We start from the raw sequence: 13,672 nt of genomic DNA, 5'->3' as shown, positions 1-13,672 counted from the left end.
TTAAGCGCAAAACCATCATTAAGGGCATCACGTGTTTGAAAGTAAATTACCAAATTTAGGCGTTAGTATATTTAGCCAAATGAGCGGGTTGGCTAATGAGTTTTCGGCAATTAATCTCTCTCAAGGCTTTCCTGAGTTTGATGCTCCTGATCTTTTAAAAACGCAGTTAAATTATTATGTGCAGCAGGGCGTTAATCAATATTCACCTTCAAGTGGTGTACCAAGATTACAGCAACAAATTGCTGATTTAGCAAAGCGCAAATATGCAGTTGATATAAACGCAGCTGATCAAGTTACTGTTACCTCGGGTGCAACAGAGGCATTGTTTGTAGCTATTCAAACAATTGTGCGCCCCAGTGATGAAGTGATTGTATTTGACCCTGCATATGACTCTTACCAACCGGCAATTGAACTCGCTGGTGGAAAGTCGGTACACATTGCTTTAAGTGCGCCAAATTACACTATTGATTGGCAAGTAGTAAGCCAAGCAATTACTAAAAATACCCGTGCAATTATTATAAATACACCTCATAACCCTAGCGGTAAAATATTACAGCCACATGATATAAAAAAGCTTAAAGAGTTGGTTAGCACTCACAATTTATATGTAATAAGCGATGAGGTATATGAACACATTACGTTTGATGAACAACCGCATTTAAGTGTATTACGCGATGATGAATTATTTACCAAAAGCTTTGTTATATCGAGTTTTGGTAAAACATTTCATAGCACGGGCTGGAAAATGGGTTACTGTATTGCACCTGCCGATTTAGCTGTCGAATTTAGAAAAATTCATCAGTACGTTACGTTTTCAAGTTTTACCCCCGCACAGCATGCGCTTGCCGATATGCTCGAGCAGCAAGGTGAGCATATAGATGAGCTAAGCGGGTTTTATCAGCAAAAACGCGACTTATTAGCGAGCCATTTAAGTAACAGCCGTTTTAAAATTTTACCTAGCCAAGGTACTTACTTTTTATTGTTAGATTACAGTGATGTATCGGATTTAAACGATATTGATTTTTGCCATTGGTTAGTTGAGCAAGCAGGTGTTGCGGCTATTCCGTTAAGTGTGTTTTATCAAAAGGCACCAACCGACAAGGTAATTCGTTTATGCTTTGCTAAAAACGACAACACTCTCATAGAGGCTGCGCAAATATTATGTCAACTTTAACCATTACAGCATTGCAAAGCTCGCTTTATTGGCTTGATAAAGATGCTAATTTAGCCATGTTTAATAAGCAGCTTGAAGCAATTATGCATCAGCCCGATCTTATTTTACTGCCCGAAACATTCTCGACTGGCTTTGCTATCAATTTAGATTGTGCAGAGCCCGAAAACGGTAAAGTACTGACGTGGTTAAAGGCGCAGGCTCATAAACATAGTGCGGTTATTGCAGGTTCGGTACTTGTTGCACAAGGCGATAAAAAAGCGAATCGGTTTTATTGGGTAAAACCCGATGGTGAGGTGAGTTATTACGATAAACGCCATTTATTTCGCTTAGGCAGCGAGGGCGATTACGTTGTAGCAGGGCAAGCGCGTAAAGTTTTTGAAATCAACGGTTTTAAACTATTACCACAAGTATGTTACGACCTGCGCTTTCCGGTATTTCAACGTAATAATAACGACTACGATGTAATGATAAACGTAGCAAATTGGCCGGCTGTGCGCCGCCATATTTGGGATACGTTACTTATGGCGCGTGCAATGGAAAACCTGTGTTACGTAGTAGGCGTTAATCGAGTGGGTGACGACGGTAATGGCGTGGCGCACAATGGCGGTACTGCAGTATACGACTTTAAAGGCGATGCATTAACTAAAGCGCAAGATAACGCTGAGCAACTAGTTACTATAACACTTGAAAAAGCACCACTGGATGAGTTTAAAGCAGCGTTTCCTGCCTATTTAGATGCAGACCCTTTTACATTAATATAGACACGTTAATTTAGCGCAGAGCCAATAAAGTGTTAAAATAGTCGCTGATATTTTTGTTGGCGGCTAATATACATCATGAACACTTTAATCACTCCTGTAATTTTAGCTGGTGGCATAGGCTCTCGCTTGTGGCCGCTTTCTCGCCAAGCAATGCCTAAACAATTTTTACCACTACTAAATGAAAACACGTCATTGCTGCAAAGTACATTGGCGCGTGTTTCTAATGAGTTGTTTGATAATGCTATTTTAGTGTGTAATGAGCAGCACCGATTTATTGCCGCCGAGCAGGCTGAAAGCTCAATTCCTACTGCATTATTACTCGAACCCAAAGGTAAAAATACCGCTCCAGCCATCGCATTAGCCGCCCACTATGTATTAAAAAACTTGATATATCAACGACTAAGCTCCCTGGAGCTGTAAATCTTGCCGAGCAAGGTAAGTTAGTGACGTTTTCTCTTACGCCTATAGAGGCATATACTGGCTATGGCTATGGCTATGGCTATGGCTATATAAAACAAGGCGCGGCTATTGCTGGAACGGTTTGCGCCAAAAATAGCAATGAGTGTCGCTGTAGCACTATTTACTAAAGATTTAGGGTTTACCCGCCCAAGCGATTCAATTGATTACACCATTTTAGAGCGCAGTAATAGCGTAGTTGTTATGTCTGTTGATTTAAAATGGAGTGATGTAGGTAGTTTTTCATCCCTTGATGCACTTACAAAAAAAGATGAAAACGGTAATAGTTTAAATGCTAATTATGTGGCTAAAAAAAGTACTAATAACTTAGTTATTAACGAGGCTGAACACACTATTGCCACGCTTGGAGTAAGTGACTTAGCGATTATTCATACCCATGATGCCACGTTAATTGCAAGCCAAAATTAGCTAGATTCTCTGCCTTTGTTACTTAGGCAAATTGCTACAACACAGACCGATAAACTTAACCATCATCAAGTGGTTTTTCGCCCATGGGGAAATTACCGTACTTTGGTTAAAGGCACTGGCTTTAAAGTTAAGAAAATTACTGTTAACAGTGGTGCTAAGCTTTCGACGCAGCGCCATCAGCATCGCCCTGAACATTGGGTTTCGGGTATTGTAGATGTATGTATTAATGAGCAAGCGCATACGCTAATGCAAGTTCAATCGTGTTATATCGCCGCAAAAAAATTCATAGCTTGGCTAATAATCAAAAAGAGCCGTTAATAGTCATTGAAGTGCAAACCGGTGCTGTACTTAATGAAAGCGATATAGAGCGATTTGATGATAAATATGGAAGATAGGCATTTAAATACAGTGGTTGCTTAATGATGTAGTCATATTTAGAGTAACAAAGCTACTGATTGAAATAAAAATTAATTTGAAATACTATGCCGGTAGTTTTAATTATAGGGACGTTTAATGAATAATTATATGGATAAACCTTTGCCGACAGCTATTCAGATCGAGCCTGCTGAACTCCTGAAAGGGTTACGTGATAGTATTCGTGAATCAGGTGTGATTTATAAGTTTCGAGATTCTGAAAATCTTATTTCAAATGAGTTAGATAAAACTTTAAAAGAGACCGAACGTAGGCTTACTGAAGCTGAGGTTGCTCAACATGCTGCGCGTCTTTATAATAAAATAGCGACTAGAAGTGTTAAATTTGGTTTGTTAGCATATTCACGTTATGCAGAAATGGCAAACAATACAACGGCTGAGGCTCTTTTAGTAGAAAAACATCGGCCGCAGCGAATGACACGATATATGTCTGCAACAGGAGCTGGGAAAAAACCACCTAATACGGCCACCCATGCTATTGTCTCTGGAACTCATGAATTGGCTCGGGCTGCCAGAAAGATACTTGCAAAATTTAAAATCCGAATAGATGATCCAAGTAATGGTGTTTTTTTACCTAAGAATGAAAATTACGTTCCACACCCTGCTATGCCTGAAGCTTCTAATCATGCAAAAATTCATACAGAGTTATATTACCTAAATATTACTAATCAACTATCGTTAGCAAATACACGTAGCGAGTGTGCCGCGATATTACAAGCAATCGCTATATCGTTACAGAATGGAGTTTATGGGTACTAATGAGTAAAGTAATTTATAAAATAACGCCGGATGTTAATCATTACAGAGTCATATTTCCTGATAGCGAAGCTTTATGTGAACCTGACCTATGGAAGCCTGATGGTTCATCAAAAGAGTCGACATTAATAAATTTTAGTGCGCATTATAATCAAGAAAAAAAGACTCCTATAGGTGATATGGCAGCAATAAATTTACAGGGTCTTGCTATAAGGGATCATGTAGCAAATGAATTGGCGGAGATTTTTGAAGATTCGGGAGAGTTATTGCCTTTCTATGTAGGTGATGACAACTGGTACTTTTATAATGTCACTCGAAAAATAGAGGGCATCTTAGATGTTGAAATGAGTACTTTTATGCTGCCAAGCTTAAATATTGGATTACAAAAAGCGATATTCAAAAAAGAAAAATTACCTAAGCATAGCTGTATATTTAAAATGCCAGAAGATCGATTTGAAGGTACATATATTTTTGATTCTCGTAAAAATGATAAAGATGTTTCTTTAAACCTCTTTTGTGCCTTGCAAGCACATGGTTTCACAGGTCTTAACTTTGAAGAGGTAGCAAGATTTGATTAACTTAAAGTGAAATTTAAAAAACCTTAACGCTTTTTTAATTTCACTCTAACTGCCCGCGCACAAACTTTAAATATTGCTCTAAGCTTTGTTGCCACAGATCTAACGCATCATCAAGCATGTTGTTGTGTGGTTTTTTATCGAGTAAGCGGCGCTCTATTTTTTTTAGCGCTATACCATAACGATTAAAACCTAACTGTAAGGCTGTGCTTGCCTGGCGATGTAAAAGCTTAATACATTGCTCTGGATGCTGAGTAGTAAGCTCTTGGCAACGAATGAGTTTATTTCGTGCTGAAAGTACAAATTCGTTATAAATAGACGATACTTCATCTTCACTAAACGAAGTGGTTAGTGTCTCTGCTGCGGTTTCGTCGTACAAAGTGTCAATAAGTTCTACAGTAATATTAGCCGTTTGATTTGATTGAGAGTCGCTAAGTGCTTGGCGAAGCTTTTGGTGTTTAATAGGCTTGCCAACAATATCTTTTATTCCTAATTCTAAATATTCTTTTACTTCGTCGGGGCTAAGGCTTGCAGTAAAAGCGAGCACAGGAGTTCGTTGATTCTTATGATCTATGTGCTTTAGGCGTTTAAGTACTTCTTGGCCTGTTAAGTCAGGTAAGTTCATATCAAGTAACACTACATCAAAGTGATGTTTTTGCATAAGCTCAATAGCGCTTTTCCCATCTTTTGCGAGCTTAATTTTGTGCTCATCGTCGGCCATAAATTCGATAGCAATTTTTTGGTTCAAATCTAAATCTTCAACCAATAATACATCAAGGCCTGTTAGGTAATCTTTAGTCTGGTGTCGCTGCTCTACTAAACTTAGTTCGCCCAAAGTAAAAGTGACGATAAAGCTAAATACACTGCCTGTACCGAGTTGGCTTGCAATTTCGAGTCGGCTACTAAGCTTTTCAAGCAAACGGCTGGTAATGGCTAAACCTAGGCCGGTTCCACCTTTTTCTTTACCTGCGCTACTTTGTACATAAGGTTCTGTTAAGTAAGCTATCTCGTCGTTTTCTATGCCTGGGCCAGAGTCCTTCACACTTATTTTTATGGTGTGTTCAAGTTGTTTCTCTAAAATTAAATCAACTTGAATTTTCACAACACCGTGGTCGGTAAATTTAATGGCATTACCCACTAAGTTAATAATAATTTGCCTAAGTTTTTGTTGGTCGCAGTAATAACAAGCTTGCTCTGGAATATTGCACACAAGCTCAAATTTAAGATGTTTTTGTTCGGCAAGTGGGCTCAGTAATAGACATAAATTATTGAGCCATGTTTTAAATTCTATATCTTCTTCATAAAGTGCTTCATCACTTTGATCTAGGCTTGCGTAATCAAGTACTTTATCTACGAGTAAATTGAGTGATTCGGCGGAGTTTATAATTGCCTCGCAATAAGCTTTATTACGGGTATCACTTGTTTGGTTCATGACAAGCTGAGCGCTGCCTAAAATACCATTCAGTGGGGTGCGTATTTCGTGGCTAATAGTTGAGAGAAATAGTCCGCGTATTTCTAAGTCTTTTTGTGCTTTATCCGCTAATTTATTAAGGTGTTGTTCTCTGCGTTCATTACACAATAAGGCCATGCCTGCAGCATAGAACATAGGTGCAATGACGCCATTTAAAAATAATAGTGAGCTAAACCAGCCATTAATTAATAGATTACTTTGTTCAATATCGTCCATAAATAACGAGCGGCCAATAAAACTAAAAGCAACGAGAGTCAATATAATAATGTATACAATACTGCCATTAGGATAGGGCGCACGGGCATGTTTGATAAATATAAATAATAAAAATATAGCTTCAGCTATATGTTGTATATCAGATGCAATAACTCGTTCGTGTAAAGAGGGATCATAAAAGGTGTAATAACCGAGCATTACAGCGCTAAAAGCAGTAAATGAGCAGATTAATTTGAAGCCAATACCGTGATAATTTAAAAATTGGCTGAGTGATAGGCAATGCACAATAGAAGCTGCAAACATCATGCTACTGGCAATGCTAATAATAACTAAATTATGTGTATTACCAACAAGGGTAAAACCAATAACAGAACCCAGTAATAAAATAGGGTAAAAAATATAAAGCAGCGTACCTGGAGTTTGCTTGTTTGTTCGCCATGTTAAAAAATTAAGCAAGGTCATTACAACCACTATGGCTATGCTGGCAAAGTAAAGAGTGAAAGAGTCGAGCATTTAGTTTCCAGCGAAGTAATGTTTTAACAAGTGGGTAGTAAATATAAAAACAGACACCTAAGTGTCTGTTTTTATATTTAAACGAAATGCGTATTTAACGAATTTCGTCTGGTATATTTTGCTGCGCCCAAGACAATAGCTCAATGCGATTACGACATTTAGTTTTTCTAAATGCACTGTATAGATGAGTTTTTACAGTGTGCGGACTAATACTTAATTCTTCAGCAATTTCTTTATTTTTAGAACCATTACTCATTAACGAGATAATTGCTTTTTCTCGTTTAGTTAATTTAACTGGTTCTATATCACCTTCGGTTAGCTTATGAAGTGCATCTTTATTAAACTGCAGCATACGGTTTAATGCGTTACACATTATATCACGGCGATACCAAAGCTGATCTTCCATTAATAAACGAATACCTTTCATTAATACATCGGCGTTATCAGTCGTATAAAACACACCACGAATACCGCTTAATAATGCACGGTTAGCTAGTTCTGGATTTTCGTCTAGGTTAAATAATATGATATCGCATTTAACGCGTAGGTTTACTAATTGTTCTTTTAGCTTTCCCCATGCATCTTTACTTGATGTTTCAATAAACAGTAATCGAGTCCCTTCAGGTATATCTAAAATGTTTGTACCTGTGGTTACGTCAAGGCCTTGCGTTTTTAACAAAGGTTCTAAAACGTTAATGCCAATAGTATTAATTGGCTCTTGATCTAATAACAAAAAGGCAGAACTGCTCATATTTTTATACTCTTTTATAAAGCTGACTGATTAAGTTTATCACGACTTCCACACCTTTTGTATTAGAAAGTCGCTATTTTACTTGAAAACAAGTACGATTTTACGATTATTTAAACATAAAATGTTGCAAATAAGTAATTGTTTTTCGTTTGTTAAACATGAGAAATATTAACATTTAGCACTTAACGTATATTAAAAGAGTACAATAAAAGTCATTATTTAAATAAAACTCTTTTTAACATCTTGATACGGAGGCCAGCCCATCTCTTTCCCTGCAAGCATATGCAAGTGTATATGGTATACAGTTTGCCCACCATGCTCGTTACAGTTCATTACTACTCGATAGCCGTTGTCTGCAAAATTATGTTGTTTAGCTAACTTTGCTGCTACGGTATATAAATTGCCAATTAAGTATGAATTTTCATCATTTATATCATTGATAGTGGCAATTGCTTTTTTTGGGATAATCAATACATGGAATGGGGCTTGAGGATTTATATCTTTAAATGCAAGGGTATCATCATCTTCATAAATAATGTCTGCTGGAATTTCACGATTAATTATTTTTGTAAAAATTGTATTTTGACTCATGGTATGTCCCTAATTAAATATTATGAAATTTAGGCTCACTAATGACAAAATTTCATAGCAGTGTCAAACTGAAAATAACTAAAGGAGTAAATATGCGTAAATCAGTATTAATGGGCAGTGCGGCAGTGCTGTTATTTAGTGTATCGAGTATGGCAGAAAATATTCACTTCCCTGAAGAGTTTGTGCCATTACAAGTTGGAGAGCGTGTTATAGAAAGCTCTCTATTTAGTCGGGTTGATGATTTAGAGCTTGCGCCGGGTACTTATCAGCTAAAATTAAAATATACCGACTTATATGAACAAGGCTTTGACGATCATGAAGTGATTGAGTCAGAACCGTTTTGGGTAGATGTTACCGTTGAAGCTGGGAAAAATTACACTTTGGTGTTTAATCGGGCAGATAACGCCGTGTCGGCGAAACTATTTGCAGAAGTACCAGAGGTGAGTTTACAAGCCAAAGGCAGTTCATTGCCTGAACCCTTAACTGTTATTTCCAATAATCAAATGGAAAAAGTAAAGCCGATGAAACCAATGGTAAGTTCGGCTGTTGTTTCTCAAAAATCAAATAAGCCACTAGGGCCTGTTAATAGTCAGGGGATGCCAAGCGCAGCGAATATGCTTGATTTTTGGTGGCAACAAGCCACAACTGTAGAGCGTAAAGCTTTTTTAGAAAAAGTGACAAAATAACAGAAAAACAAAAGGGCCAAATTTGGCCCTTTTTAGTGTCTAGTTAACGCTATTTATTCAAATAATGCGTCAATAGTACCTTGTGCAAGAGGGTGATACCCAGGACGTGCTTTTAAGTACACGCTTTGTGCCCAGTCTTTTTTACCATTAGTGATAAGTGATTTATATAACGGCACAATTAACTTACGACGGCCAATACCTGATAAGTGCTTATTAAGCGCAGGATAAATTGGTTGATAACCATTACCTACTGCTAGCATAAACCAAGCAAACGCACGTTCAGCGTTAGTTGATTGCGTTAGGTTAAATTCACTATCAAGCTCGCTCATTTTCTCTATGCTTAAATCGCGTGGTAAGTTATTTAAAAAGTGTAGCCACTCATGCACAGACCAATCAGCCGTTGGCAGTTGAGTTGCAGTTGTGTCGCCTTTTAGCCATGCTGCTGTTGCTGTATCTACTTTATCAAATGCATCAGAAGTAGGGTTTGGCGCATCACTTGGTAATCCAGGTTCAAAAATCCATTCGTTTACTTTATCCATGCTTACAACACCAGGATACTTTTCTATTAAGTTAGCTTTTAAGTAAGTAACAAATTGCGCGGTAGTAAGTGATTTAAACGAAAACTCTTTAAAGTACGCTTTTATAAACGGGTCAAACTTATCGCGACCATATTTGTTTTCTAGGTAAATTAAAAATAATTGACCTTTAGTGTAAGGCACTGAGCTGAATGCATCGTCTGGGTCGCGGCCGTTAAGTTTTAAATTAAGGCGTGTATCTGGTGCATCAATTGTTTTAAGTTGTGCGCGTAAAGACGCTGAATCAAGTGCTTGTTCCATAACCGCACGGTCACGGCCAAATACTTCTTCCATAATGCGGTTTTCAACGTACGAGGTAAAACCTTCGTTTAACCATAAATCTTCCCACGTTGCATTAGTTACTAAGTTACCTGACCAAGAATGAGCAAGCTCGTGAGCAATAAGGTTAACTAAGCTTTTATCACCAGCAACAACAGTTGGAGTAATAAATGATAAGCGTGGGTTTTCCATGCCACCAAACGGAAAACTTGGTGGTAGCATTAATAAGTCGTAGCGACCCCATGCATATTCGCCGTACATCGCGTTTGTTTTGTCGATCATGGCTTGGGTGTCGTCAAATTCAGCAACTGAGGCATCTAAAATTGTCGGCTCAGCAAAAATACCTGTTTGGCGCGACATGGCTTTAAATTCTAAGTTACCTGCGCCAATAGCAATTAGGTAAGGTGAAATTGCTTGTGGCATATCAAAAATGTAGTCGCCATCTTTATAAAGCGCATCTTTGTTGTCGGCACTCATTACAGCACGTATATCTTTTGGTGTATGAATTCGTGCAGAGTAAGTTACACGCATTGCGGGTGTATCTTGCACTGGGATCCAACTACGTGCATGAATTGCTTGCGATTGGCTGTACATAAATGGATGCGTTTTACTTGCCGTTTGCTCTGGTGTTAACCATTGCAGGCCTGAAGCTTCTGGACGACTGTTGTAGTAAATACGAACTACCTCAGCTTGGTTTTTAAACACAATAGTAAGCTTTGAGCCTTTAACGTCATCTCGCTTAGCTAAATCAAAAGTCGCTTTTTTCCAGTTACCGCTTTGATCTTTGTACATTACTTTATCAATGTCTAAGTCGCGGGTATCAAGTACGAGAGTTCTACTTTTGCTGTTGTTCCACTGAAGAGTATGCTCTACAAAACCTTCTAACTGCTTGTCGGCAAAGTCGACATCTAAATCAAGGTTTAAGTGAGTAGTAACAACATCATCAAGGTTAGCATACGAGTTTTGGTCTATCGCATTAGCCATTGCTTGCGAACACATACCCGCCATAGCGAGGCTTAAAAAAAGAGGTTTAATTTTCATCATTACTCTGAACACAAATAAAAAGTGCAGGTTTTATATCACGATTGACACGGCGGGTTGAGTGATTTTTACAATCTAGTGCCACATTTGCGACGATGAGGTAAACTATTGCGATTAGTTACCGGTATTTTTAGAGAGCTTTGTGGCGCATTCATTACAGTCCTTACATACATTCGCATTAAACAGCCAATGCAAAAATTTTGTTGAAATTACTCAGCTTGAGCAACTTAAAACGCAAAGTTTTAGTGCACCGTTTTGTTTGCTAGGCGAGGGCAGTAATACCGTATTTTTAAATGACTACATGGGTACGGTTATAAAAATAGCCTTAAAAGGTATTAAAATTACCGAGCGTGAGAGCGACACACTAATAAGTATTGCTGCAGGCGAAAACTGGCATCAACTAGTTAGCTATTTATTAGAGAAAAATATACCCGGGCTTGAAAATCTAGCACTTATACCGGGCACTGTTGGCGCATCGCCGGTACAAAATATTGGTGCTTATGGCGTTGAGATAGCTAAATTTGTTGAGTTGGTAGAGTACTTTGATATAACCACTAAAACTATGCATTCACTAAATAACGAGCAATGTGAATTTGCTTACAGAGACTCAATATTTAAAAATACTCTCAAAAATAAAGCGGTGATCACGCAAGTGCATTTAGCGCTCCCAAAAAAATGGCAACCAGTATTAAGTTATGGCCCTTTGCAGCAGCTCTCAAGCATTACCCCGCAAGCTGTGTTCGATCAAGTAATACAAACTCGCAATAGCAAATTACCTAACCCATATACACTTGCCAATGCGGGTAGCTTTTTTAAAAACCCTATAATAACCAACCAGCAGTTAGCTGAGCTATTAAAGCAATTTGTAGATTTACCTCATTACGAATATGGGCAAAGTCATCACAAGGTCGCGGCAGGTTGGTTAATCGATCAAAGTGGTTTAAAAGGGCACCGCGAGGCCGGTATAGAAGTGCATCAACAACAAGCACTAGTACTTGTTAATCACGGAAATAGTGAAGGTATTGACCTAATAAAAATGATTAAACACATTCAGCAAGTGGTTTATACGCGTTACGGCATTATGCTAGAACACGAAGTGCGTTTAATAGATGCGCGCAGCGAATGCCATATTAACGCGGAGCCTGAGCAATGAAAGCACCTGATGGAAACAAACTCGCTATTTTAAATGCACTTAACCAAGGGGGCTTTGTATCTGGACAAGCCTTGGGTGAAAAGCTAGGAATTAGCCGAGCTGCGGTGAGTAAACATATCAAAACGTTACAAGAAATGGGCTTGGATATTTTTAAAGTGACTGGCAAAGGCTACTGTTTGAATAGTCAGGTGGGCCTTTTAAATAAAACACAAATTGATCAGCACTACAAAGCGCTAGGTGCTAATACTGCCGATGTAGAAGTACACCCTATTATTGATTCGACCAACAGCGAGCTTATGCGCCGTATACAGGCTAAAACAGCGCTTGAGTCTGGTACTGTTATTGTTGCTGAAATGCAGCAAGCAGGGCGCGGCCGACGCGGCCGTGTTTGGCAATCCCCATTTGGCGCTAATTTGTATTACAGTTATTTTTGGCGTTTAGATGACGGCTTACAAGCTGCAATGGGTGTATCAATTGCGGTAGGCCTTGCTGTTTATGATGCAATTAAAGCGTTATACCAAATTGACGTAGAGCTTAAATGGCCTAACGATATTTATATAAATAAACAAAAACTTGCAGGTGTATTGGTTGAATTAGATGGGCAACCGCAAGGACCTTGTCAGTTAGTGATTGGTATAGGTATTAATTTACAAATGCCAGAAAGTTTTAGTAAAAATATAGACCAAGCGTGGACCGATTTAAATCAACATACTCAAAAGCTTGATAAAAACCAGCTGGTGGCGTCACTTACTTATCATTTAGAGCAGCGTTTAGTGCAGTATCGTCAAACTGGCTTACAAGATATGTATGAGCAATGGAATTCGCTTAATGCGTTTGCTGGCGATTATGTTGAGCTAAATACAGGACACCGAAGCTGGCGTGGAATATGCGAAGGTATTGACCCACAAGGTGGAATACGAATTCGCCAAGATGGTGAAGTAAAAAGTTATTACGGTGGGGAAGTCTCCCTCAGAAAGGCGCAAGTATGAGATTACTGATCGACGTAGGAAATACATCACTAAAAGCTGTGCTGTGGCATAACGAGCAAGCACAACCAGCAGATATAAATAACCTACCTTGGTTACAAATAACCGAAGTGATTTATGCGTGCGTAGGGCGCAGTGATTTACTAAATGATATTCTCGTGCAAGCGGCTAGTAATAATATTACTAGCTTTGAGGCCAAGGTAACCAAAACGCTTGGAAATCTTGTATGCGCTTACGAGCATGTGGGTAACTTAGGCATAGACAGGTGGCTTGCGCTTATTGCAGGCTTTACGTTATATCCAAACACAGTATGTATTGTTGTTGATGCGGGTACTGCGACAACAATTGATGTGCTCGATAGTGAAGGCCTACATTTAGGTGGCTGGATTTTACCCGGGCTTGATTTAATGACCTCATCACTTACACAAAATACTCAACGTGTTTTTGATGACGGTAAAACTCCATTCACCAATGAACTGGGTAAAAATACGCCTAATGGTTTAAAAAACGGTGCTTTAGTCGCAACCATTGGAGCAATTGAGCAAGCTAAGTTGCACTTAACGGATAAAAAAACAGAGCAAAAAGTACAAATAATTTTTGCTGGTGGCTATGGCTTACTTTTACAGCAGCAATTTGCAGGAAGTATTTTTGATTCATTACTCGTAATGAAAGGATTAAATTACTGGCATCAGCTAAACAAAACAACATAAAAAAGTGCAAAAAACGTGTTTTCGCGTGAATATTGAGCATTTAAACTAAAAATTTACACTTTTTTTAATTTTATAGTTGCATCCCAATAAACCTTACTCTAATATCTCGCCCCGTAC

At 38.4% G+C, this 13,672-nt stretch carries 12 protein-coding genes and 1 pseudogene; 9 read left to right on the top strand and 4 right to left on the bottom strand.

Translation table 11 applies throughout. From position 1 onward, the window contains the following. The first annotated feature begins 31 nt into the window (after positions 1 to 31). The 5 genes and pseudogenes from D172_RS16890 (at position 32) to D172_RS16860 (ending at position 4,586) form a co-directional block, all read left to right on the top strand. Positions 32 to 1,174: a methionine aminotransferase gene (locus tag D172_RS16890; protein WP_007378035.1), complete on the top strand. Its 1,143-nt coding sequence runs from the start codon at positions 32 to 34 to the stop codon at positions 1,172 to 1,174. Then, on the top strand, positions 1,162 to 1,935 hold the full coding sequence (locus D172_RS16885) for an amidohydrolase (RefSeq protein ID WP_007378036.1): 774 nt from the start codon (positions 1,162 to 1,164) through the stop codon (positions 1,933 to 1,935). The genes D172_RS16890 and D172_RS16885 overlap by 13 nt, the downstream gene beginning before the upstream one ends. A gap of 75 nt (positions 1,936 to 2,010) precedes the next feature. Further along, a pseudogene (locus D172_RS21900) lies at positions 2,011 to 3,215 on the top strand (sugar phosphate nucleotidyltransferase). Positions 3,216 to 3,333: 118 nt separating this feature from the next. Continuing rightward, on the top strand, positions 3,334 to 4,011 hold the full coding sequence (locus D172_RS16865) for an AHH domain-containing protein (protein ID WP_007378041.1): 678 nt from the start codon (positions 3,334 to 3,336) through the stop codon (positions 4,009 to 4,011). Then, positions 4,011 to 4,586 carry a hypothetical protein gene (locus D172_RS16860; RefSeq protein WP_007378042.1) on the top strand — a complete coding sequence of 192 codons (576 nt, stop codon included), beginning with the start codon at positions 4,011 to 4,013 and terminating at the stop codon, positions 4,584 to 4,586. Before D172_RS16865 ends, D172_RS16860 begins: the two co-directional genes overlap by 1 nt. A gap of 40 nt (positions 4,587 to 4,626) precedes the next feature. Here the strand turns inward: D172_RS16860 and D172_RS16855 are convergent, their stop codons facing one another. The 3 genes from D172_RS16855 to D172_RS16845 form a co-directional block, all read right to left on the bottom strand. After that, positions 4,627 to 6,783 (bottom strand): response regulator, encoded by a 2,157-nt coding sequence (locus D172_RS16855; protein WP_007378043.1) that lies wholly within the window; start codon positions 6,781 to 6,783, stop codon positions 4,627 to 4,629. A 94-nt stretch (positions 6,784 to 6,877) separates the two neighbouring features. Continuing rightward, on the bottom strand, positions 6,878 to 7,534 hold the full coding sequence (locus tag D172_RS16850) for a helix-turn-helix transcriptional regulator (protein ID WP_007378044.1): 657 nt from the start codon (positions 7,532 to 7,534) through the stop codon (positions 6,878 to 6,880). Positions 7,535 to 7,753: 219 nt separating this feature from the next. Continuing rightward, positions 7,754 to 8,125, bottom strand: coding sequence for a histidine triad nucleotide-binding protein (locus D172_RS16845; RefSeq protein ID WP_007378045.1), 372 nt, complete (start codon positions 8,123 to 8,125; stop codon positions 7,754 to 7,756). A gap of 92 nt (positions 8,126 to 8,217) precedes the next feature. On the opposite strand from D172_RS16845, the gene D172_RS16840 reads away from it, so the two are divergent. Continuing rightward, positions 8,218 to 8,811 (top strand): DUF2057 domain-containing protein, encoded by a 594-nt coding sequence (locus D172_RS16840; protein WP_007378046.1) that lies wholly within the window; start codon positions 8,218 to 8,220, stop codon positions 8,809 to 8,811. A gap of 53 nt (positions 8,812 to 8,864) precedes the next feature. Here the strand turns inward: D172_RS16840 and D172_RS16835 are convergent, their stop codons facing one another. Continuing rightward, positions 8,865 to 10,706, bottom strand: a complete 1,842-nt coding sequence (locus D172_RS16835) for a M1 family metallopeptidase (RefSeq protein WP_007378047.1) — start codon at positions 10,704 to 10,706, stop codon at positions 8,865 to 8,867. Between the two features lie 142 nt (positions 10,707 to 10,848). Between D172_RS16835 and murB the strand changes: the two genes are divergently transcribed. The 3 genes from murB to D172_RS16820 are packed head-to-tail and all read left to right on the top strand — an operon-like array spanning position 10,849 to position 13,555. Then, entirely contained in the window at positions 10,849 to 11,859 is a 1,011-nt protein-coding gene (gene murB, locus D172_RS16830; protein WP_007378048.1) for a UDP-N-acetylmuramate dehydrogenase, read from the top strand. Continuing rightward, positions 11,856 to 12,848 (top strand): bifunctional biotin--[acetyl-CoA-carboxylase] ligase/biotin operon repressor BirA, encoded by a 993-nt coding sequence (gene birA / locus D172_RS16825; RefSeq protein ID WP_007378049.1) that lies wholly within the window; start codon positions 11,856 to 11,858, stop codon positions 12,846 to 12,848. Before murB ends, birA begins: the two co-directional genes overlap by 4 nt. Next, on the top strand, positions 12,845 to 13,555 hold the full coding sequence (locus D172_RS16820) for a type III pantothenate kinase (RefSeq protein ID WP_007378050.1): 711 nt from the start codon (positions 12,845 to 12,847) through the stop codon (positions 13,553 to 13,555). Before birA ends, D172_RS16820 begins: the two co-directional genes overlap by 4 nt. The last annotated feature ends 117 nt before the right edge of the window (positions 13,556 to 13,672 follow it).

It is taken from the genome of Pseudoalteromonas sp. Bsw20308 (assembly GCF_000310105.2).
Taxonomy (GTDB): Bacteria; Pseudomonadota; Gammaproteobacteria; order Enterobacterales; family Alteromonadaceae; genus Pseudoalteromonas; species Pseudoalteromonas fuliginea.
The sequence above is the reverse complement of the archived record's forward strand: the minus strand, read 5'-3'. Positions and strand labels throughout refer to the sequence as shown.